The organism is Neobacillus vireti, assembly GCF_036962345.1.
GTDB classification, from domain to species: domain Bacteria; phylum Bacillota; class Bacilli; order Bacillales; family Cytobacillaceae; genus Neobacillus; species Neobacillus vireti_A.
Genome location: NZ_JBALNB010000010.1, coordinates 106,204 through 126,368 on the forward strand (window position 1 = coordinate 106,204; position 20,165 = coordinate 126,368).

A 20,165-nucleotide genomic window follows, 5' to 3' on the forward strand; every position below is an offset into this window, starting at 1 on the left:
CGTTAGTTCAGCATATCTTTTCATTACACACCTTTTTCATAAAATTAATAAGCTCTTTTCTTCCACAATCCTCACCAAAGACTGCTTTTGAAATTACTCTTAAATCTTTAACTCCAAATTGTTTCTCAATTTCTATTGTTAATGAATTAATTGAAGTTTTAATTTTATTCATTGGAGTTAATTGAACTAAATCAACATTTGCCAATGACCATTGGATAATAAAATCTCTTATTTCACTATGAACATTGTTTCTTTGTTTAACATATTCTTCAGTCGCATGTTTAATCGCAATAGCCCCTGAACACTGTAAGCTACAATATTTTTTTGGAGAAGTTATTAATGATTGGAATTCTTTCCCGCACTTTAAACAATACCTAATCACTCTTTGAGTTTTTATTTTGCCTTTTTGAGCTAAACCAGAGTTTCTTAAACCTTCTAGCATTTTTTGTTTAGCTAGGCTATTTGAACTCCATAATTTTTTTGTATGTTCTCCAATATTCTTTTTGGTAGCATTCGAATGTTTTATGTTAAAGTGGCCATTTAAGGATCCATGCAACGATTTATTTATAGTGTTTTTTTCATCATTTATCCACTCTGATATTGTAGAGTTTAATGTATATGGTAAATCACTATAAATACGTAGAAGTTCTTCATAAGAAATCAGTTCACAAGGAATATTAAATCTCGATTGTATTATTTCCAATGATTTAAGAGCTGTTTCTTTAGCAATTTTATTTCTAGATTTAATTTCAACTATTTTTTCCAATTTGTTGGTGGAATTGTAGATAAAAAAATCAGGCTTATAAATTTTATATCCTATATCAAAAGTTTGCTCTTCATATCCCCAAGAAAAAGAATTATAGTCAAGGAATTTCGCGTATGCATACTCATAGGAACTTCTTAGAAAGAACCCTTTATAAAAGCCTGCATACCCTCTATTCATCTTATTAACTCCTTCTATTCGGTATGAAATGAGTGTAATGTTGCGGCCTCGTGCGAAGATTATAGTCTGCAGTCGCAGGATCACTTCGTATGCGTTGCCCCTGACTGAAGTTTTACCTTCAGCCTTCGGTTCGGATTCCCATCTCAGGGTTCCCGCTTAATTCCGCAATTTTTAACGTGAGGCAAACTTAAGCCACCTTACCACACGGATTTGTTGCAACGACTTGCTGCCCATAGGCTTTTGCATTGGTCATGTCGTTAGCATTATCGATGAAGAAAATTCCTGGTTCAGCAGAGTAAGTAGCACAAATGTTTATAAGATTCCAAAGCTCTTTTGCTTGAATTTTCTTATATACCCGTACTTTATGACCGAGTCTCTCCCATTCGCGTACGTCTCCAACATTATGCCATTCTTCATTGTAAATCTTCATTTCCTCTTTACTATAATGTTCAACATATGGGAATCGAAGCTCGTACTCACTATCATTTTCAACAGCTTCCATGAATTCTTTCGTCAAACAAATAGAAATATTAGCACCGGTTAGGAAATCTGGATTGTGAACTGTATAGTTACCGCCAGTTTGAAGCTTCTCTTCAGCCTCAGCGATGACTTCCTCACCGAAACCACCTAATCCAGGAATGTGTTTGTAATTGACGATTCCCTGGTACATTGCCTTCTCTTGACCTGTTAAGGGAGTAAATTTAAGTTTATCTTTGGCATGTTTCTTTATAGTTTCATCGTTTGTATTATCAATTAAGAATCGTAGAATTCTTGGATTTTGCATTTTTGAGATAATAAATTCAATTACGTCTGGGTGCCAGTCCGAAAGCATGATCATCTGAGCACCCCTGCGCGACCCACCTTGTTCAACTAAATGCGTCAATTTCGCAATATCATCTAACCACGAAACCGAACCAGATGATTTTCCATTAACGCCTCTTGCTAAAGTGTTTCTTGGGCGTAATGTTGAACCATTTGTTCCTACACCGCCGCCGCGGCTCATGATTTCCATTACCTGCTTACGATGATCGGAAATTCCTTCACGTGAGTCTGGAACAAAAGGCATTACGTAGCAGTTAAAGAATGTTACATCCGTTTCTGCTCCTGCTCCATAAAGGACACGACCCGCTGGAATGAAGTTCATCGATACAAGCTCATTGTAAAACTTCTCAAACCACTTAATTCGTTTCTCTTCCGTCTCTTCAACTGAGGCAAGTCCAGTTGCATTTCGCTTGGCAATTTGCTCATAAAACAATTCAAGAGGTTTCTCAATCACATCCAGTGAACGCCATATTAATCCTGTTGTGCTTTCTTCAGGGTCATCAAGGACACCTCTAAATTCCTCTTCTACTAAAACCTTTGCTTTTTTACGCTCCCAATCTATTTCCATAATGTATCCAAGACCACGTGCAGGGAATTTTGGATCTTCTTTAATAGTAAGAACAACAAAGTCGCCATTTGTTAGGGTTATTTTTGCAGTATCTTTGAAGGTGTAGCGGTCCAACATGACCAAACGTGAAACACCCTTATGAGTTATTTTCATATCTGGGGTTACTGGGTGCACCTGAGGGAATAAGTGGATATCCTCATTCAACCTTTCAAAATCAATATTCATTTTTTGTCTAAAAACTATAGACATGAGAACAACTCCTTCAAAATAATTCTATATATTGTGTAAGATTCTAGTATGAAAACTATATCTTGTATTCACTTGTTGACTTAATATAAATAAATTAACACAGATAGGAGGAACAAATCAATATATAGTACCGAAAATATTTTCGACAATACTACATATTGTGTTCAGGCAGAAAAACACAAGTTTGTCAAACTCAAAATAAACTAGAAACAGGAGAATAAATAAGATATCTATTAAATTTCGGCAAAAAACAGGGTAATTTAACAAATTTCGCAGGTTGCGATTTCTACTTATAGGAAAATTCCCGATATAAGAGGAGATAAATTGATTACCAAGAATATTAAAAAAGGTATACTTTAGGAAAGTGAAATATTAAGGAGGAAAAAATAGATGATAGCACGAATTGAAAAAGTGGAAAACGGCTATTCTGCAATATATAAACGCCATCTTAAACATTCAGTTGCAGAGGTATGGTCTTATTTAACCGATAACGAAAAACTTCCAAAATGGTTTTCAGAATTACGTGTAGACGAACTTCGCGAAGGCGGAGTAATTAAATTTGATATGGGGGATGGAACGTTTGAGGAACTAACAATCCTAGAATTAAAATTACATTCTGTTTTAGAATTTACTTGGTGGCCAGACACTGTTCGGTTCGAATTGTCTGAGGAACCAGATGGCTGTTCATTAGTCTTGATTGAAAAAATAAATAATTTAACCGATCATACCCCAAGAGACCTTGCAGGCTGGCATGTATGTTTAGACGTAATTTCTGCATTGCTAGATGGCAGGACAATCGAACGGAAAGATGAATGGGAAATCTGGTATGAAAAATATGTGAAAGAAATCGAGAAAGTGACTCTACAATAACAGCTTAGGCGGACCCAATACTATTGTGTCCGCCTCCTTTTTGTTTGCTATAAATTTAATCAAAAGTAGTTCATGATGCCTTGTATCTCTCTTACTCTTATTTTCGGGCTTCATGAACCCTTTATGAGGCCCGTTTTCTCTCATTACTCTTCTTTCGGGCTTCATGAACCCTTCATGTGGCCCGTTTCTCTCATTACTCTTCTTTCGGGCTTCATGAACCCTTCATGTGGCCCGTTCTCTCTCCATTACTCTTCTTTTTGGACCTCATGAATGGAATTACCTTTTATAATTCCACTCATCATTTTCGTAACGCTCTTTTGCGATTTTATTAACATATGCAAGTTCTTCTTCAGTTAATTGATAGGTTTCCAATTCGATATTAAGTCCCTCTGCAAAGCCTTTATAAAAAGCTTCTTTTGCCTCGTCTAATGTGATTCTTCTAGAACTAATTTCATTAATCGCCACAGCTTTATTTTTAAATGCTGATTTCATCCGTTCCTTTACTCTCTCATTTGGATATTTAAATAAGCGAAACAACTTGTCTTCATCAATATCTAATAAGATTGAGCCGTGTTGTAGAATGACTCCTTTTTGTCTTGTTTGTGCACTCCCAGCAACCTTTCGCCCTTCAACCACAAGCTCATACCAGCTCGGTGCATCGAAACAAACAGCAGACCGAGGATTTTTTAAAGCACTTCGTTCTTCATCCGTTCTAGGTACTGCAAAATAAGCTTCTAGTCCTAGTTGATGAAACCCTTTAAGTATTCCTTCAGAAATCACACGGTAAGCCTCTGTGACAGTCTTGGGCATTTCTGGGTGCTCTTCTGAAACAATGACACTATAAGTAAGTTCATGCTCATGAAGTACTCCTCGTCCGCCAGTCGGACGTCTAACAAAACCTAATCCTAGGTCTTTTACAGCTTCTAAGTCAATTTCCTTTTCGACCTTTTGAAAATAACCAATCGATAGTGTTGCAGGGTCCCAACCATAGAAACGAATCACAGGAGGTATTTTTCCCTCGCTGTGCCAATCAAGTAATGCCTCATCTAATGCCATATTAAAAGAGGGAGAACAATTCCCAGAGTCTATAAAACGCCAAACTTCTTTCTTCATATAAAAACCTCATCTTTATGTAGTTTACCCGAGTTTAAGTCTACCAAATTCTGTTTTGAATTCAAACCGAGATGTTCTGATATAATTTATTATGAAGTTTTTTGTCGTTTATTCTTTATCTTTATTGGTTTGACTTATATAATAAAACATAGTGTACCATGCTTGAAAGGAGCAATAGAAATTGAATTCACTTTATGTCCTACTTGTTATCATTATTGCAGTTGCGGCTTATTCCGTTTTCACCTATTTTTATCAAAAAAGGATTGTTAAAACGGTAACGGAAGAGGAGTTTCGTGCCGGTTATAGAAAGGCACAGTTAATCGATGTTCGTGAAGCAAACGAATTCGATGCAGGTCACATTTTGGGAGCTCGTAATATTCCAATGTCTCAGTTAAGAATGAGAATGAAGGAACTTCGTCCTGACCTGCCTGTATATCTATATGACCAAAATGGTTTGCGCAGTGCTCGAGCAGCCCAAATGTTATATCGAAAAGGTTATAAAGACCTTACCCAGCTGCAAGGCGGCTTTAAAAAATGGGGCGGTAAAATAAAAGCAAAGAAATAGATCGAAGAGGACTTCCTATATACGGAAGTCCTTTTATTACCTTAGATTGTTACCTAACTCTCTTGACTTAGTGATTTACGGGCAATATCCCCCTCTGATTCTTCCCCTATTTTTCGTCGACGTGTTTAATGGGCACAATTCCCATACCCCGAAAAGCAAAAAGGTCAGATTCAGCACCCTGAACCTGACCAAAATAATATTATGCTTTTTGATACCTTAAAATAGGCTTACGAGCCGCTGTTGCTTCGTCCATACGACCGACTACGGTTGTATGCGGTGCTTCTTGGACAATTTCTGGATTCTCTTCAACCTCTTTGGCAATTTGAATCATGATGTCAACGAACGAATCTAACGTCTCTTTTGATTCTGTTTCCGTTGGTTCAATCATGATACATTCTTCCACATTTAATGGGAAGTAGATGGTTGGTGGATGATAGCCGAAATCAAGCAGGCGTTTTGCGATATCCAAGGTACGAACCCCTAATTTCTTCTGACGTCGTCCGCTCAATACGAATTCATGTTTGCAATGCTTATCAAATGGAAGATCATAATACTCAGCAAGTCTTCTCATCATATAATTTGCATTTAACACAGCATATTCAGTTACCGCTTTTAAGCCATCAGGACCCATTGAACGGATGTAAGTATATGCACGAACATTGATACCAAAGTTACCATAGAAAGGCTTCACACGGCCGATGGACTGTGGACGGTCGTAATCAAATACATACTCCTCGCCGCGTTTTGTAATAATTGGCTTCGGCAAATACGGAATCAAGTCAGCTTTGACACCCACAGGACCGGAACCAGGACCTCCGCCGCCATGTGGACCTGTAAAGGTTTTATGAAGATTTAAGTGAACCACGTCAAATCCCATATCTCCAGGTCTAGCTTTTGATAGTACGGCATTTAAGTTTGCACCATCATAATAAAGCTTTCCGCCTGCAGCATGAACGATTTCAGCCATTTCGACGATATTTTCTTCAAAAAGGCCAAGAGTATTTGGATTTGTTAACATTAAAGCAGCTGTATCTTCACCGACCACTCTTCTCAAATCATCAAGGTCCACTAGACCAAATTCATTTGATTTTACTGTAATCGTTTCAAGACCTGCAACAGTGGCAGAAGCTGGGTTTGTTCCATGAGCAGAGTCTGGAACAATAACCTTTGTTCGTTTCAAATCTCCATTGGCTTCATGGAAGGCACGAATCATCATCAATCCAGTCCATTCCCCATGAGCGCCAGCAGCCGGTTGTAAAGTAACTTCATCCATCCCTGTAATTTCAATCAAATGCTGCTGCAGATCATACAACAACTCTAGAGCACCTTGAACGGAGCTTTCATCCTGCAATGGATGAACATGAGCAAACCCATTAAATCGTGCTACATTTTCATTAATTTTCGGATTGTATTTCATCGTACATGAGCCTAATGGATAGAAACCAGAATCTACGCCATGATTTCTTCTTGATAGAGCAGTATAATGACGCATAATATCAAGCTCTGAAACCTCAGGAAGCTCCGGCTCCTCGCTGCGCAGGTATCCTGCAGGCAGAAGGCTACTAAGGTCTAATTCAGGAACATCCATTTCCGGGAGGCTGTATCCAATTCTTCCTGGTGTACTAGATTCAAAAATGAGTGCCTGGTCTTGGTTATGCATTCAAATCCCCCACTTCTTTTACAAGAGTTTCGATTTCATCCTTTGATCTTTGCTCTGTTACAGCAACCAGCATATGGTTTGCAAGCTCAGGATAATCACGTCCTAAATCGTAACCGCCAATGATACCCTTTTGTAACAACTCTTGATTGATTTCTTTTACTGGTTTATTTAATTTTACGACAAATTCATTAAAGGAGTGTCCTTCGTAGACAACTTCAAAACCTGCTTCTTTAAAAGCATTTTTTGCATAGTGTGCCTTCTGCAAGTTTGCTGCTGCCATTTCACGTACACCTTTTTTCCCAAGAGCTGTCATGGCAACTGACGCAGCCAAAGCATTTAATGCTTGGTTTGAACAAATATTAGAAGTCGCTTTATCACGACGGATATGCTGTTCACGAGCCTGCAGAGTTAATACAAATCCACGGCGTCCCTGGTCATCCGTAGTCTGACCGACAAGACGTCCAGGTACCTTACGCATTAATTTATTCGTTACGGCAAAATAACCGCAATGTGGTCCGCCAAATGCAGTTGGGATTCCAAACGGCTGGGCATCACCGATTACAATGTCTGCTCCAAATTTACCTGGAGGTGTTAGTACTCCAAGAGAAAGCGGGTTTGAGGAAACTACAAACAATGACTTGTTGGCGTGAATGATTTCTTCTAACTCTTTTAATGGCTCAATTCGTCCAAAGAAGTTCGGATACTGAACAATAACTGCTGCAATCTCTTCATTCGCCAAACCTTTTAACGCTTCAATATCTGTAATCCCATTGTTAACTGGTACTTCAATTACTTCGATATATTGACCTTTTGCATAGGTTTTAAGAACTTCCTTTGATTCAGGGTGAACTGCACTCGAAACAAGAATTTTCTTCCGTTTTGTATGCCCTGCACTTAACATGGCAGCTTCAGCAAGTGCTGTACCGCCATCGTACATTGAGGAGTTCGCAACATCCATTCCTGTTAACTCACAAATCATGGTCTGGAATTCAAAGATGGCTTGAAGCTCACCTTGTGAGATTTCAGGCTGATATGGTGTATAGGCAGTATAAAATTCAGAGCGAGAAATTACATGGTCAACAATGATCGGCATGTAATGGTCATATACTCCTGCACCTAAAAAAGATACATTTTGTTTTAAATCGGCGTTCCGAGAAGCCATTTTAAATAATTCCTTCATCAAAGCAGTCTCAGATTTTGCTGGTTTAATGTTATATTCACCTTTAAATCTTACTTTTTCTGGAATATCGCTGAATAAATCATCAACGGAGCTAACGCCAATGGTTTCAAGCATTGCCTTTTTATCTTCTTCAGTCATAGGTAAATAACGATGTTTCATAAACCTAATCTCCCTTCGTGTCTACTTTTCTCGTTTATAAAAAGGTGTTGGTACGACTTTCGCCTTGAGGCGTTTTCCGCGAATTTCAATTTCAACTTCAGACTCGAGTCCTGCATATTCACTCTTAATGAGAACTAAACCAATATTCTTTTTTAAGGAAGGTGATTGAGTTCCTGATGTTACTTCACCAATTAATTCCTCGCCTTTATAGACTGGATACCCATGACGTGGTATACCGCGGTCAATCATTTCAATACCTACTGACTTTCTAGCAGCACCTGCTTCTTTTTGCTTCTTAAGTGCTTCTTTTCCAATAAAATCTGCTTCTTTATTTAACTTAACAGCAAAGCCAATACCTGCTTCAAGTGGAGAGATTTCAGGTGATAACTCTTGACCATAAAGAGCCAATGTCGCTTCAAACCGCAGTGTATCCCTTGCGCCTAAGCCACATGGTACAACACCTTCCTCTTCTCCCGCTGAAAGAATGGCCTTCCAAAGTTCAACTGCGTCTGATGAATCACAATAAATTTCAAAACCATCTTCTCCGGTATAACCAGTTCGAGACACAAGTGCATTTTTACCGTTTACTGTCACTTCTTGTTGAAACTTAAAGAAGCCTATTTCGTTTATATTGATATCATCAACAAGCTTTTGAAGCACTTTATCTGCTAAGGGGCCTTGAAGAGCCAATAGCGCCATCTTTTCGGATAGGTTATCTATCAATACATCCCCTTCCAAATGCTCTTCTAGCCATTTATAATCCTTATCAATATTTGAGGCGTTAACAACCAATAGGTAGTGATCATCCTCTATTTTATAGACAAGAAGATCATCTACAGTACCGCCATTTTCATAGCACATAGCATTGTACTGTGCTCCGCCATTTTTTATTTTAGAAATATCGTTTGTTAACATTTTTTGTAAGTAATTCAGGCTATCTGATCCCTTTACCTCTACTTCTCCCATATGAGAAACATCGAATAAACCAGCCTTAGTACGGACAGCTTCATGTTCTTCCTTAATGCTTGAGAATTGAACAGGCAGTTCCCAGCCGCCAAAATCAATCGTCTTTCCACCATATTCCTTATAGACTTCATATAGCGGTGTGCGTTTTAATTCAGTCATCAATAATCCCCCTTAAACTAGTTACGATTTCAGCGCAAAAAACAACAAAAAAGGACAGAAAGCCCCCTTTATCAAAAAGAGGGTCTCTGTCCTTGCACCTGAAAGTTTACCTTAGCCGGCTTTCCCCTTTGGTGGCTGCCCTATTAGTCAGCACTCTCCAGAGCTGCGTCAAATAAGAGTACTTTTGCCTGAGAGATTCACACATTGTGCTTGCTCCTTCGGCGCTACATTTGTAGTCTCTCCCCTTATCATCATCCGCATTATAATAATTTTACAATCGGGTCATACTAAAAAATATACTTATTAAAAAAATTATTTTATTACAATATTTAAAACTTTCAAAGCTATTTCCATCCTACCATTAAAGCATAATGTTGAGCAATAAATATTTGTGCAAAAAAGGAGCTGAAATCATCATGAATGTTCAAATCGAATTTGATTCCTCTTGGCAGGATGAATTTTTACATAGGATTGAAAATGATGGACCATGGGGAAATAAGGAACTTTTTAAGCTGGCGGTTGGAGTCGAAAAAAATCTGATTATCCCTGAATTTGAAGGATTACAGGCACCCAAGCATTTACCTAATCTAACGCCTCTTCCACACCAGCTTGAAACCGCTAAGCAAGTAATTGAGAATATGAACGGAAAAGCTATTCTTGCAGATGAAGTTGGGCTTGGGAAAACGATAGAAGCCGGGCTTATTTTAAAAGAATACATGATTCGCGGACTTGTAAAAAAAGTCCTAATTCTTGTACCTGCTTCCTTAGTAACCCAGTGGTCTTATGAATTGAATAGTAAATTTTTTATTCCTGCTGTCTCCCAACGGAAAAGCTATGTATGGGAGCAATGCGATGTCGTCGTCTCGTCGATCGATACAGCAAAGCGCGAGCCACACCGTGAGATCATCTATAAGCAGGATTACGATCTAATTATTATTGATGAAGCTCACAAGTTAAAAAACAATAAAACAAAAAACTATGAATTTGTTCAAAATTTAAAGAAGAAGTTTTGTCTGTTGCTTACGGCAACTCCAATTCAAAATCGAATAGAAGAAATTTTTAACCTTGTTTCCCTATTAAAGCCTGGACATTTAGGCAGTGAGACTGCATTTTATGAGAAATACAAACGTGACGCCCGCTCATTAAATGACAATGAGCACCTAAAAGAGCTAGTGAACAAGGTAATGATTCGTAACCGTCGCGCTGATACTGGTATTGAATGGACCAAAAGACATGTTGAAACGATTGCAATTGAGTTTACCCCTGAAGAGAGAAATTTGTACGATGCCATCACCGACCTAAAAAGTGAAGGCGATTGGGTTCAAACCAGCGCATTCTCGGTAATGACATTACAGCGGGAAGCCTGCAGCAGCAGGGAGTCCGTCTTTTATACTCTTAAAAATATGCTGCAAAAAAAAGAAAATCCTACTCAAGCATTTGAAGATCAAATCCAGTCGTTAATTAAGAAGGTAGAAACCGTTCAAACAAACTCAAAGGCAGAAAAAACATTGGAGTTAATCCAAAAAATTAATGATAAAGTGATTATTTTTACTGAATATAGAGCAACCCAAATGTACCTTCAATGGTTTTTAAAGCAAAATGGAATTTCATCTGTTCCCTTCCGCGGCGGCTTTAAACGCGGCAAAAAAGACTGGATGCGCGAACTTTTTCAAAAGCATGCTCAGGTACTAATTGCGACTGAAGCTGGCGGAGAAGGGATTAACCTTCAATTTTGTAATCATATTATTAATTTTGATTTACCTTGGAACCCAATGAGACTTGAGCAAAGAATTGGAAGGATTCATCGTCTTGGACAGGAAAAAGATGTGATGATTTATAATTTTGCCATCAAAAACACGGTTGAAGAACATATTCTTAAGCTATTATATGAAAAAATTGAACTATTTGAAAAAGTAATCGGGGATTTAGACGACATTCTTACGAAGCTGGACTTTGGTAATATTGAAGACCATTTAATTGATATATTTGGACAATCCTGCTCTGAGGGTGAAATGAGAATTAAGATGGAAAACTTAACATCGATGATTGATTTAGCAAAAGATATGCAAAAGGGGGATTCACATGCAGCAGCTGGAAATTCATAACTTTCTCATTCGCTATTTTCAAGCGAATGAATGTGAAATAACAGAAAATGGTCCCGGATACTTAACCGTACAGTTAACGATTGAACTCGATAAGGAATTAATGAATCGGCCCTTTTATTGGCATTACTTAGAAAAAACCGGTGGGATAGCAAATCCGATGAAGCTTACTTTTATTACGAACCCACAGATTGTTCCTGAACATATTAAGGGGGAAACCATCCATTTTGGTTCTCCGCGCCTGCACCAAATATTCCAATCAACCAAAAAGCTTTCAAGCTATATTCGACTTTATGAGAATCATCAAAATAGCAGTCAACAAACTCCGCTTATGCCATGGCTGTGCATGAATGTTAAAATATCGTACCAATGCGACCGGAAACGGGATATTTATAAGTCAATCGGCTTGCAGCTCATAAATGGACAAATGGTCGAAGATTTTGACGATCGCCTGCAAACTGTGCAGCTAACACCGAAAATACCAGACTATTCCTTTACCTTATCACCGCTTGTTAAACCCAAAAGTGGTTTATCAAGGATTGAAAACTATCTGAAAGCAATCATTGAAGGCGAGGATCATTCCTGGGCAGAAGATGCCCGGAAGCGTTGGGAGAAGGATTTACAGCTTCTTGACCATTTTTACGAGGATGTAGAAGAAGAAAATGAAAGTTACGAAACCGAGAAAAAGGCATTACAGGATCAATATGAACCAAAAATAAATATCTCATTTATTAATGGTGGTTTGTTTTATTTAACCGATAAGGCAGTTTAATACGAAAAGCGGAAGTGCCTTGACCAGGGAAAAATGCAGTTCAATTTTTCCTAGGGGCGACAGGCCTAAGACGAACCCTGCAAGAAGGCGCTTTTTGCCTTCTTCAGGGGACGGCTTATGACTCGAGTCCCAATGAGCAGCAACTAGACAAGCTTATGACCCAAGCCACTAGGCACTGGAGCTAGACAAAAAAATAAAGAAGCAGACAAAATCTGCTTCTTTACCTTTTTCTTCTATTCTTCAATTCAATATAAAAAATATAAGGAAGTATTCCAAACCAGCGATACCAAAAGGATGCTTTTGCTTGCTTTCGCTCTTCACGCAGTCGTTTTCGCTCATCTTTTGGCTGGTCCGCATATTTAACAAGAGTCTGAGTCATATATTTTACATAATCATTCGTTTTCATGGGCACACCTGCTTTGATTTCTTCACTAAAAGTATATCCATGTTTATAAATTTCAAACGAGGGTCAATCCTAATTTATTTCAGTCCATTTAATCATCCTTTTTAATGTAATATCGAAAAACCCGCGTCCCCCCACGATTTCACCTGTATGCAGTTTAAGAGTAAAGTTAATTTTTTGTACAGTTCCAATTGGACTGTCCGCTTGAAACTCCATTCTTCCTTTTGCATAAGGAAATGAGCCTTTGGCTGGAACTGCACCTCCCGATTGCATTAGTTTTTCTATTTTTTTGAATGAAGAATGAAAATAATACTCCTCCTGAAGAATTGCAGCTGTTTCACGAAACAACATTCTTTCAATTAAAAGCTGATCGACACGAAAGGAAAAGAAAGACAGAAATAGGATGAGCACCACTAAAGTCAATGGGTATGTAAATCCTTTTTCGTTTTTCCTCATATTGCGGCAACCCATTTAATATAGGAATGCACCGCAACACTGTATTCCTTTCCCCAAATATCAACAACATTAATTTCCACTGTGTTTTTAATTTTAGTAAAAGTGACCACAGCTACATTTTGCAGTAATGTCTCATGGCCAGTTGAATTTACACGTCTTCTTATCGTACTGCCATATTTCTCGTAATAAATGGTTTCATTATTATTTGTTAGTACCAACCTGCCTGATAGTACCTCCGCTTTAGAGCCGATACGGATTTCCTTTTTTGCCTGGCTGCAAAATACTTCCCATTCCATTTCCTGTAGTCTCTCATTCGAATCTTTTGTGTCTGCAATAATTGGCAATAATGGAATGATAAAAAATACAATCGTGGTAAAAATTGAAAATGCGAACAGTACTTCAAGGAGTGTAAAAGCTTTTTCATTCGGGTTTAGCACAGATTTCATTTCCTGGAAGAAATGTTTGTTCAACAACTTTTACACACACCTCCTCTTGACCATCCAACGGGGATGGCAGCCAGTAAATCTTATACTCTGTTCCATTATGAAATTTTGAGTAGCTAGCACCAGTCCTGTCTTCAATTAAATTGGCCTGAAGTTCCTCAAACAAAAGTTGTTTGGCCTTTTTATTACGGAGCAGCTGATGAGATTGATTGTTTAGATCTAGTAATAAAGGGATAAAAAACGTGCACAACATAAACAAAGCAGACAATGATAATAAGAGTTCTAGTAAAATAAATCCATCATTCTTCGATAACATAAAACCGTCCCTTTCCAATCAAAACGGTTAATCGGTAACTTTTTATCGGTGTGGTAATAAACATTGTACCGAATCTGTCTACATTCCCATTTGGAGTAAACTTAAAATATAAGGGGATGGTGCCTTGAATCACAGTAATCTTTGGTGAATAATCCCTCTCCAGGATTCTAGCTGTGCCAGCAACAAGGGCATATAGATGATCATTTTCATAGAAGATGACTTTAACGTCCATTTGATGTGATATCGCGTATTGCTGACCGTAATATAAATCTGCTTTAAATTGGGAAATAAAGGCCTTGTCATTTGCAGAAGTGAACTGCGGCTTAAAGCTAAAGGCAGTGATTGAGGAGATTAACATAAAGATTGAGAGTACAATCAGAGATTCAATTAAAGTAAATCCTTTTTGATTGTGGGGCATTAGGGTGTAGTTTTGGCTACGGCGGTTACTTTTCCTTCAGAATCAATCGATACAACCTTAGTTCCATTTGGACAGCCGGTATTTTCAACTAGATATTCTGCAGAAATAAGTTCAGCCATTGTCGGTACCTTATTCTTGTCCATGATATACGACTGAACCTGTGCCTGTACCATTTTCACATAAGCTTCGCAGCCCTTGGTGTTAATATTCGTATTATGTTTTGCTACATTTGGAATGGTAATTATTAATAAAACCGAAATAACTAACATAACAATCATCATCTCAACAAGTGTAAATCCTTTTTCATTTTTCATTTTATATTCCTCCAAGTTTTTTTATTTTGCTTCCGTTTCTTTAAATGCCATCTAATAGATTAAACATTGGCAATAGTATGGCTAAGTACATTGAAACAACTAATAATCCAATAAAAAGATACAGTACAGGCTGAATCATTTTTAAGCTTTTCTCAATTTTTTCTTCCATATTTACTACACAGTGCTGGCTAAAAAATAGTAATTCTTGCTCCAACTTTCCATTTTCTTGTCCATGTTTAATAATCATTGGAAATTCTTTTTCGAAAAAAGGAAAACTAGCTAAAATAAACTCAAGTTTTTCACCAGTTAACAGTTTTTTCTTTATTTCCATTCCTAACTGACTATAAAAAGGCTGCCTGAGATTCTTCTCGAATAATTGGAGAGCTTCAAAAACGGATATTCCACTAGCTAAAAGGAAACTTAATTGAACAGAAAAATATTGGGTAAACAATAATTTGAGGAGGCTTCCTACAATTGGAATTCTTACGAGTTGTGACCTTTGATGTAAGATGGAAACTTTGCGGAATACAAAAGCATAATAGAGGACAGCAATTGCTGTGATTAACACGAATGTACCACCAATAATAGGAAAATAAGTGTCAAAAGAATAAAGTAATTTCATAAAGAAATTTGCTTCTAGTCCCATAGATTGAAAGAGGCTAGTAAATTTGGGCAGTAAGGATTTTTGTACAAAAACAAATAATAATCCAGTAATAAAGATAAGCAAAGCAGGATACTGTAATAGTTTAATAAGTTTTCTTCGATCATTCTCCTTCACTAATGCAAGACTGCTGCCTTCCAAGATCGCTTCAGCAAAGCTTCCATGCTGCTCCGCAAAATAAACATAACCAATTAGATCTTTATGAAAGCCTAAATTACCTAATACATCATGGAATGAACCTCCATTTTTTAAATCAACCAAACATTTATACAACTCCTCCTTTCGATTCTTAGGTAAATGTAAAGAAATCGATTCAATCGCTTCGGCAATGGGGTACCCTCTTGCCAGTAATTCTCCAATTCGTTTTAAAAACTTAGCCTGCTCATCGACCGTCCATTTATGGCGCTTCATGGTCATACACCAAGCGATCGTATTCAGACTCTTTAATATAACCTAGAACAATCCCTTTTTTTATTACTTCCTTTATTGTCCGGTAATCAGATTTAATATTTTCCCCTTTGGCTTCCCTCATCGCAGCATTTAAATTTCTCCCTGATAACAGTTCAAAGACACTTGCCCTTTTCCAGCTTCCATATGAATAGCAATAAGGAGTACATTCCCCTTCACAATATGGACATGTAAGTTCAACTAATCGCTGAGCGGTTACTGCAATCAAGGTTTGTTCCACCTCTAACCAATTTACCCCAAACTCGCGAAGGCGATAAACAGCTCCCTTTGCATCTCTTGTATGCATCGTAGAAAGTACTAAATGCCCTGTCAGCGCAGCTCGTACTGCTATCTTCGCGGTTTCCGCATCACGAATTTCTCCAACCATAATAATGTCTGGATCATGGCGAAGAATCGCCTTTAAACCGGCAGCATAAGTCACACCCGCTTTTTCATTTACTTGAATTTGTAAAACTGAGTCGTAGTTTTTTTCGATGGGGTCTTCAAGGGTAATAACATTTCGATGAAAAAGATGGGCAGTTTCATTTAAAAGGGAATATAAAGTGGTTGTCTTTCCTGATCCAGTCGGACCTGTAAAAATAATAAGTCCATGTGCATGTTTCAGGAGAGCAAGTAATTTTCTGGTCATACCTGGGAAAAGTGAGAGTTGGTGAAAAGGAATCTGTTCTTGTTGAGGCAGTAGTCTAATAACAAGACTTTCACGGTTGTTGGATGGAAGGGTTGATAGCCTAAGACCCATTAACTTTCCGTCCACTTCACAAAAAATTGCTCCGCTTTGAGGGCGTCTTCGTTCTCCGATATCCATATTAGCAGTAAACTTAAAATGAGAAATTAATTTGTCACATTCATCTTTGGGAAGTGATAATCGGGGAATTAATTTGTTTGTTAAGCGAATTTGAATCAGTGTGTCTTTCTTCCGTGGAACAATGTGAATATCTGTTGCTTGGTTCCTGGCAGCATCTGTGATAATCCGATTTGCGAGTATTTCGATTGCACTTACAATGAGTAACACCACCTTTTTATTTTATCTTTGTAGTAATTCGACATCTTTCAAGCTTTTCCTTCAAGATTCTTCTTTTATTTAAAAAATTTTTTTTATTTTCTTTACTTGTGTTATCTCCGAAAATAACTATTGACATACAGTTCGTTCACCTTTTGTATAACATTTGTATAACGTAACCTCTCAGTCTATTCTTTAATTGTGAACAATTTCTAAACATATAGTGTTAACATTGTTAACCTCATTCCCATGTGTAAATTGCTATATTATAATGGGATTAAATTATGGGGGTCCGAGGTGAACAGAGATGGAACAAACATTAAAGATAACAAATGTTTTATCAGATCCAACAAGGTACTACATCTATCAATACATTACGAAACGCCACCAAGAAGTTACGGTACAAGAAGTGGCGGAAAGTTTTAATATCCATCCCAATGTCGCAAGATTACATTTATCTAAGTTAGAAGATGTTAACATGCTAGCATCAGAAACAAAGAAGACAGGTAAAGGCGGCAGGCCAAGTAGATTGTATCGTCTATCAGACGATGTCATCCAATTGCACTTCCCTTTCCGTGATTACATGCTTCTTTCCAAGGTAGCGATTTCTACAATGATTACATTGGGTGAAGCAGGTAAACAAGCACTTTACCTAACTGGAAAGCGATTTGGTGCAGAAATAATCGAACAGGAAATGGCTGGAAGATCCTTTGGTGAAGAAATTGATTTTGAACAGAAATTATCTATACTAAAAAGTGCTGCAACATTGGCAGGATTTTATCCGGAATTTGAAGCAAATGGAGATCAAACCAAAATTTTCTTCCAGATTTATAATTGTCCATTTAAAGAAGTTGCAGAGGAACACGAAAGTGTTTGTGCCATGCATCATGAGTTCTTAATAGGAATGTTTGAAGCATTATTTGATTCCGTAGAATTAATTGAAAAAGAAAATATCATCTCAGGCTGTGAAACCTGCTCATATCAGGCCTTAATTACAAACTAATTTGAAAGCTTATTTACTTTTGAACTCCTTTTCTTTATAATATTGCATGATGGTACCGTAGGGGAAAAGGAGGGATACATATGGATCGTATGTTCAGAGTAATGGGTTTCTGGACAGGTATTTTTACTGTAATGTTCTATCTTGGTGATATGGATAAAACTGCAATGCTTTTCTTAGCCCAAACTGGATTCTTCGTTTTGTTGAGCTATCTAAAACTTTCCGAACGTATGTATATGTATGTTTTCGGAGCATATTTAACCGTATTCTTCGCAGGCTTCACTTATTGGACAACATTTATGATGCCGCTTGGTGGAGGACATTAAGAAGATTTGAACTTACATAAAAAACACCGGAGTTTTCCTCCGGTGTTTTTTATGCTTCAAAAAGACTACAATCATTTAATCCTTTTTGCTGAATAACCAAATGAAAAAACGAACTAATACCAGCAGGCATAATTAGACTTCTTATAGCACGATTACGTTTGCTAACCTCTGAAAATGGATTTGGATCATAATGGTTTTCTAATTCTTTTAAAATACCCGCTTTTAATAAAAACTCATCCTGTCTGAGTTTCGACTCAAACATTAAGCCGGTTTGTTCACCTTTTTTGATGAGCCAATCAAAATGTATATGTGATGTTATGTCCATTTCTCCGGGATTCTCCAGGACATTCTCCACCATTTTATGTTGATAATATCCTCTTAAGCTTCCCTTTCTTCTAGAAGGATGCTTCCAATCTTCTTTGGTGTAACCATAATCTGCGGTGACCACAATACCCTTTTTTAATACCCGCGAGATATCCTCAACCATTCCCGCCATTAACAAAGGTACTTCTAAGCGCTGCTCGTTGGTTAGTTCAAATCCAGTTTCTTCTATAAAGGAGAGAATAGCAGGATGTGTTAATGGCATATTGACCTCATACAAAGTATCATTTTTCATTCCTATCATAACCTCATATAATTGACCCTTTTGTTTCTCGATTACATGAACAGGCAAGGCGTCAAACAGTTCATTTGAAAACACCATCCCATTAAAGGACTGAAGATCATCTAGTTTATTTACTTGTATGATAGGATAATGTGGTTCAAGTAATTCGCTTTGTAACCTCAAATGATAGGGACTGCTTTCTACGATCATGTATTTGATCGGAGTTTGAAAAGAAGTCTCCCATTCCTGTAAAAATGCATAGGCAAAGCGTCCATTACCAGCACCAATCTCGCAAAAATTTGGTTCTAGATTATTCTTTTTACAAATGGCAGCGAACCATTTCGCAACCATTCGACCGTAAATATCAGAAATATTGCTAGTAGTAATAAAATCACCTTTGCCGCCAATTTTCTGTTTATTTTTCATATAATAACCTAAATCTGGATGATACAAAACTGCGTTGATATAATCAGCATAAGAAATTAAACCTGTTGGTGAGTTTGTAATGAAACTCCTTAAATACGAAATCATACTTAAAACCCATTTAAAAACGGATTACTATCCATCTCTTCACCGATGGTCGTTATTGGTCCATGACCTGATAAAACTGCTGTTTCTTCAGGTAAAAATAATAACTTCTCATGAATGCTTTTTATTAGTTGTTTATGATTTCCCCCGGGAAGATCTGTTCGGCCAATACTGTTTTGAAATAGAGCATCACCAGAAATAACAAAACCATCTGTCTCAAAATAATACGACACACTTCCAGGTGAATGCCCCGGTGTTTCAAAGATCGAGAAGGTGAAATTTTCTACCGTTATCGATTCTTCTTTTTTAATAAGGTAGTCTGCTTGTCTTGATTTAATTAACTCTTGCATGGCAAAAAACTTAGATCCATTTAACGCCGGGTTTACTAGCCAGTCTTCTTCCTCTTCATGGATGTAAACCGGGATTTTGTAATAATCTCTCACCTCATCAACGGCACCAATATGGTCAAAATGTGCGTGAGTTAAAAAAATGGCAATTGGGTTGAGTTCTCTTTTTGTTAACCACTTTATTAGCTTTTTCCCTTCACTGCCAGGGTCAAATATCAAGCAGGATTTATCAGGGCTTTCAACGATGTAACAATTTGTTTGCAGAACCCCTAGGGGTATTTGAGACCACTTCATTTAGTACATACCTCCAACTATTTTTACATTAATTTCATTGTACACTATGGAAGCTGCAATGCTAACTTTTTTAGCCCTCGACAAATGAATAAAAAGAATATAAAATAAGAATCGAATGTATATAATATTCTTACATAACTATCTTAGAAATGTGTTGGGCTAAGCTCAAGTATTATCTAATAAAGGGGGCTTTATTAATGGGACTAGTTATTATTTTCGCTTTAGTATCTTTACTTGCTGCATATGGTGCATTCACCGCCCTAAAGAATAAAAATGTATTAGGAGCGTTTTTTGCAGTAGCAACATTGGCTGTGTTTGGCTGGTTTACAGTCATGACCCTAATTGAAAGTGGTTTCCCAACTGGAACACACTAAATAAGAAAAGCGCAAGCGCCCTGTTCAGCGGCGTATGGCCTGGAGCGCTCCAACTGAGATAAAGGAAACACGAAGAGCCGGAGGC

Annotated in this window: 22 protein-coding genes, 1 pseudogene and 1 riboswitch; of the genes and pseudogenes, 7 read left to right on the forward strand and 16 right to left on the reverse strand. The window is 37.5% G+C overall.

The features are described 5' to 3' along the window. Positions 1-7: 7 nt before the first annotated feature. Together V7108_RS12640 and V7108_RS12645 are read right to left on the reverse strand one after the other, a co-directional pair. The gene (locus V7108_RS12640) at positions 8-943 is read right to left on the reverse strand and encodes a restriction endonuclease (RefSeq protein WP_335568444.1); all 936 of its coding nucleotides are present in this window, start codon (positions 941-943) and stop codon (positions 8-10) included. 196 nt (positions 944-1,139) lie between these two features. Next, positions 1,140-2,582: pseudogene (locus tag V7108_RS12645) on the reverse strand (vitamin B12-dependent ribonucleotide reductase); the annotation flags it as partial. Positions 2,583-2,972: 390 nt separating this feature from the next. Between V7108_RS12645 and V7108_RS12650 the strand changes: the two are divergent. Then, positions 2,973-3,452 (forward strand): SRPBCC family protein, encoded by a 480-nt coding sequence (locus V7108_RS12650; RefSeq protein WP_335520728.1) that lies wholly within the window; start codon positions 2,973-2,975, stop codon positions 3,450-3,452. Between the two features lie 276 nt (positions 3,453-3,728). Here the strand turns inward: V7108_RS12650 and V7108_RS12655 are convergent, their stop codons facing one another. After that, positions 3,729-4,565, reverse strand: coding sequence for a lipoate--protein ligase family protein (locus tag V7108_RS12655; RefSeq protein ID WP_335568445.1), 837 nt, complete (start codon positions 4,563-4,565; stop codon positions 3,729-3,731). Between the two features lie 181 nt (positions 4,566-4,746). Here V7108_RS12655 and V7108_RS12660 point away from each other — a divergent pair, with 181 nt between their 5' ends. Continuing rightward, a complete protein-coding gene (locus V7108_RS12660) occupies positions 4,747-5,130 on the forward strand; it encodes a rhodanese-like domain-containing protein (protein WP_335518310.1) in 384 nt (127 codons plus the stop codon). A gap of 199 nt (positions 5,131-5,329) precedes the next feature. On the opposite strand, the gene gcvPB is transcribed toward V7108_RS12660, so the two are convergent. Genes gcvPB through gcvT form a run of 3 tightly spaced genes read right to left on the reverse strand, consistent with a single transcriptional unit; the run spans position 5,330 to position 9,254 of the window. Continuing rightward, positions 5,330-6,790 carry an aminomethyl-transferring glycine dehydrogenase subunit GcvPB gene (gene gcvPB / locus V7108_RS12665; RefSeq protein ID WP_335568446.1) on the reverse strand — a complete coding sequence of 487 codons (1,461 nt, stop codon included), beginning with the start codon at positions 6,788-6,790 and terminating at the stop codon, positions 5,330-5,332. Next, the gene (gcvPA, locus tag V7108_RS12670; protein ID WP_335518314.1) at positions 6,783-8,129 is read right to left on the reverse strand and encodes an aminomethyl-transferring glycine dehydrogenase subunit GcvPA; all 1,347 of its coding nucleotides are present in this window, start codon (positions 8,127-8,129) and stop codon (positions 6,783-6,785) included. Before gcvPA ends, gcvPB begins: the two co-directional genes overlap by 8 nt. A 21-nt stretch (positions 8,130-8,150) precedes the next feature. After that, the gene (gene gcvT / locus V7108_RS12675; protein ID WP_335568447.1) at positions 8,151-9,254 is read right to left on the reverse strand and encodes a glycine cleavage system aminomethyltransferase GcvT; all 1,104 of its coding nucleotides are present in this window, start codon (positions 9,252-9,254) and stop codon (positions 8,151-8,153) included. Positions 9,255-9,420: 166 nt separating this feature from the next. Next, a riboswitch (glycine riboswitch) is annotated at positions 9,421-9,509 on the reverse strand. 161 nt (positions 9,510-9,670) lie between these two features. Between gcvT and V7108_RS12680 the strand changes: the two genes are divergently transcribed. Together V7108_RS12680 and V7108_RS12685 are read left to right on the forward strand one after the other, a co-directional pair. After that, positions 9,671-11,359 carry a DEAD/DEAH box helicase gene (locus V7108_RS12680; protein WP_335568448.1) on the forward strand — a complete coding sequence of 563 codons (1,689 nt, stop codon included), beginning with the start codon at positions 9,671-9,673 and terminating at the stop codon, positions 11,357-11,359. Beyond that, positions 11,337-12,128, forward strand: a complete 792-nt coding sequence (locus V7108_RS12685) for a YqhG family protein (protein ID WP_335513752.1) — start codon at positions 11,337-11,339, stop codon at positions 12,126-12,128. Before V7108_RS12680 ends, V7108_RS12685 begins: the two co-directional genes overlap by 23 nt. A 220-nt stretch (positions 12,129-12,348) precedes the next feature. Here the strand turns inward: V7108_RS12685 and V7108_RS12690 are convergent, their stop codons facing one another. The 8 genes from V7108_RS12690 to comGA form a co-directional block, all read right to left on the reverse strand. After that, complete coding sequence (locus tag V7108_RS12690) at positions 12,349-12,534, reverse strand: YqzE family protein (protein ID WP_335513751.1); 186 nt, start codon at positions 12,532-12,534, stop codon at positions 12,349-12,351. A gap of 69 nt (positions 12,535-12,603) precedes the next feature. Further along, on the reverse strand, positions 12,604-12,987 hold the full coding sequence (comGG, locus tag V7108_RS12695; RefSeq protein ID WP_335513749.1) for a competence type IV pilus minor pilin ComGG: 384 nt from the start codon (positions 12,985-12,987) through the stop codon (positions 12,604-12,606). Then, positions 12,984-13,460, reverse strand: coding sequence for a competence type IV pilus minor pilin ComGF (gene comGF / locus V7108_RS12700; protein WP_335513747.1), 477 nt, complete (start codon positions 13,458-13,460; stop codon positions 12,984-12,986). The genes comGG and comGF overlap by 4 nt, the downstream gene beginning before the upstream one ends. Next, positions 13,408-13,746, reverse strand: a complete 339-nt coding sequence (gene comGE, locus V7108_RS12705; RefSeq protein WP_335513745.1) for a competence type IV pilus minor pilin ComGE — start codon at positions 13,744-13,746, stop codon at positions 13,408-13,410. Before comGE ends, comGF begins: the two co-directional genes overlap by 53 nt. Beyond that, entirely contained in the window at positions 13,730-14,164 is a 435-nt protein-coding gene (gene comGD, locus V7108_RS12710) for a competence type IV pilus minor pilin ComGD (RefSeq protein ID WP_335513743.1), read from the reverse strand. The genes comGE and comGD overlap by 17 nt, the downstream gene beginning before the upstream one ends. Then, positions 14,164-14,478, reverse strand: a complete 315-nt coding sequence (gene comGC / locus V7108_RS12715) for a competence type IV pilus major pilin ComGC (protein WP_335513741.1) — start codon at positions 14,476-14,478, stop codon at positions 14,164-14,166. The genes comGD and comGC overlap by 1 nt, the downstream gene beginning before the upstream one ends. Before the next feature lie 40 nt (positions 14,479-14,518). Beyond that, positions 14,519-15,550, reverse strand: a complete 1,032-nt coding sequence (gene comGB, locus V7108_RS12720; RefSeq protein WP_335513739.1) for a competence type IV pilus assembly protein ComGB — start codon at positions 15,548-15,550, stop codon at positions 14,519-14,521. Continuing rightward, positions 15,537-16,622, reverse strand: coding sequence for a competence type IV pilus ATPase ComGA (comGA, locus tag V7108_RS12725; protein WP_335513737.1), 1,086 nt, complete (start codon positions 16,620-16,622; stop codon positions 15,537-15,539). The genes comGB and comGA overlap by 14 nt, the downstream gene beginning before the upstream one ends. 292 nt (positions 16,623-16,914) lie before the next feature. Here comGA and V7108_RS12730 point away from each other — a divergent pair, with 292 nt between their 5' ends. Together V7108_RS12730 and V7108_RS12735 are read left to right on the forward strand one after the other, a co-directional pair. Next, positions 16,915-17,610: a helix-turn-helix transcriptional regulator gene (locus tag V7108_RS12730; protein WP_335513735.1), complete on the forward strand. Its 696-nt coding sequence runs from the start codon at positions 16,915-16,917 to the stop codon at positions 17,608-17,610. 80 nt (positions 17,611-17,690) lie between these two features. After that, on the forward strand, positions 17,691-17,933 hold the full coding sequence (locus V7108_RS12735) for a DUF2626 domain-containing protein (RefSeq protein WP_335513733.1): 243 nt from the start codon (positions 17,691-17,693) through the stop codon (positions 17,931-17,933). 49 nt (positions 17,934-17,982) lie between these two features. Here V7108_RS12735 and V7108_RS12740 read toward each other — a convergent pair whose 3' ends face one another. Continuing rightward, positions 17,983-19,068 carry a class I SAM-dependent methyltransferase gene (locus V7108_RS12740; protein ID WP_335513731.1) on the reverse strand — a complete coding sequence of 362 codons (1,086 nt, stop codon included), beginning with the start codon at positions 19,066-19,068 and terminating at the stop codon, positions 17,983-17,985. A 2-nt stretch (positions 19,069-19,070) separates the two neighbouring features. Next, a complete protein-coding gene (locus tag V7108_RS12745) occupies positions 19,071-19,706 on the reverse strand; it encodes an MBL fold metallo-hydrolase (RefSeq protein WP_335513730.1) in 636 nt (211 codons plus the stop codon). Between the two features lie 197 nt (positions 19,707-19,903). On the opposite strand from V7108_RS12745, the gene V7108_RS12750 reads away from it, so the two are divergent. After that, positions 19,904-20,080: a DUF2759 domain-containing protein gene (locus V7108_RS12750; protein ID WP_335513728.1), complete on the forward strand. Its 177-nt coding sequence runs from the start codon at positions 19,904-19,906 to the stop codon at positions 20,078-20,080. Positions 20,081-20,165: the final 85 nt, after the last annotated feature.